Origin of the sequence: Moorena sp. SIO3I8, assembly GCF_010692325.1 — a bacterium.
Taxonomy (GTDB): Bacteria; Cyanobacteriota; Cyanobacteriia; order Cyanobacteriales; family Coleofasciculaceae; genus Moorena.
The window spans coordinates 1-1,486 of record NZ_JAAHHW010000376.1; the positions used below are offsets into that span (position 1 = coordinate 1).

A 1,486-nucleotide genomic window follows, 5' to 3' on the forward strand; every position below is an offset into this window, starting at 1 on the left:
TTAGAGAAATAGTCTATGGAAAAAAGAGAGCCATAACTTACTGGGAAATAACCACAGACCCAAAAACTATGCCAGAGAATGGAACATCTTTTGTGATGACTAATTTGAAAGGTAATCTCAAGAAAATCTTGGGAGATTTGTATGGATTAAGAACATGGGTAGAGTATGCTTTTCGCAGGGCTATTTCATTCTAAATGTAATCGGAATATGGTATAATGCAGCGCAAACTCCATTTAATGCATCTACTCCCGTGTCTCAAATCGCAATTATAGAAGCCTTTGCTGGACTAGAAGATCCTCGTCGTCGTGCCGGACAGCGCCACACTCTTCCACTGTGCCTAGCGCTATTTACTTTGGCCATAGCCGCCGGAAATAAAGGATTTTTAGCAATTGGAGATTGGATTTCAAGTTACCGTGAGGAGTTAATTGACCTTCTCAAACCTCCGAAAAACAGGCTTCCTTCTTACAGTACTGTACGTCGAATCTTATTGTATATTAATTATGAAGAGTATTCGATGTGCCTAGCTAAATTCTTTAATGTACAACCAGCTTCTGGAGAAACCATTGGTTTAGACGGTAAAGTCCTTAAACATTCATATCAGATTGAAAACGATAATCCCAATTCCGACTCCCACCCAGCCATTATGTTGGTCAGTTCTTACATTGTTGAGCGGGGTTTGATTTTAGAACCCTTTGAAGTTGATGCCAAAACCAACGAAATCAAAGCTTTACCAGAGTTGCTCAAAAAACTTGCTCTAAAAGGAGTTGTCTTTGCCTTTGATGCTATTAATACCCAAAAAAAACTTGTGAATTGATCGTCAACAGTGGCAATGATTATATAGCTGCATTAAAAGGTAATCAACCAACTCTATTTCAAGATGTTAAAACAAATTTTATACCTGAATTTAATTGTAATCAAATAAACAAAGGACATGGTCGAATCGAAAAGCGTCATGTTAGTATTTGCAAAAATCTTGATTGTATCCGTCCTTGGCCAGGACTAACTACTTTGATTAAAGTTCAATCAGAACGACAGGTGTTTACACATAATGTAATTGAAGTAACTACTCAGACTCGTTATTATATTTCGCACCTTTTGTTTGACAGCCCAAGAATTTGGTGAACGTATCCGTGGATATTGGGGTGTCGAGAATAAAGTTCATTATGTTCGAGATGTTACTCAAGGCGAAGATAAATCCAGAATCCGCACTAACCCTCTCCCTAAAATTTTTACTATAGCTCGCAATTTTACACTCAATTTATACCGTGACCACATGTTTGACAACATGGCACAAGCTCAACGACTATGTTCTTTTGGTCTAGATACGCTTAAGCAACTTTTTAGAATGAAATAGCCCTGATGCTTTTCGTCAGTGTAAACAAGAATTAGGATGGACAGATTACCGTTTTACTAAGTTTAAGGATATCGAAAAATGGTGGGAAATAATTTTTTGTGTACACCATGATTAGTTTAAATTATCCAGCTT

The 1,486-nt window shown here is 37.3% G+C and carries 1 protein-coding gene and 1 pseudogene; both read left to right on the top strand.

Annotated elements, in window-relative coordinates:
* A pseudogene (locus F6K51_RS37125) lies at positions 1-179 on the top strand (IS701 family transposase); the annotation flags it as partial.
* 71 nt (positions 180-250) lie between these two features.
* The gene (locus F6K51_RS37130) at positions 251-814 is read left to right on the top strand and encodes an ISAs1 family transposase (protein ID WP_293031147.1); all 564 of its coding nucleotides are present in this window, start codon (positions 251-253) and stop codon (positions 812-814) included.
* Positions 815-1,486: the final 672 nt, after the last annotated feature.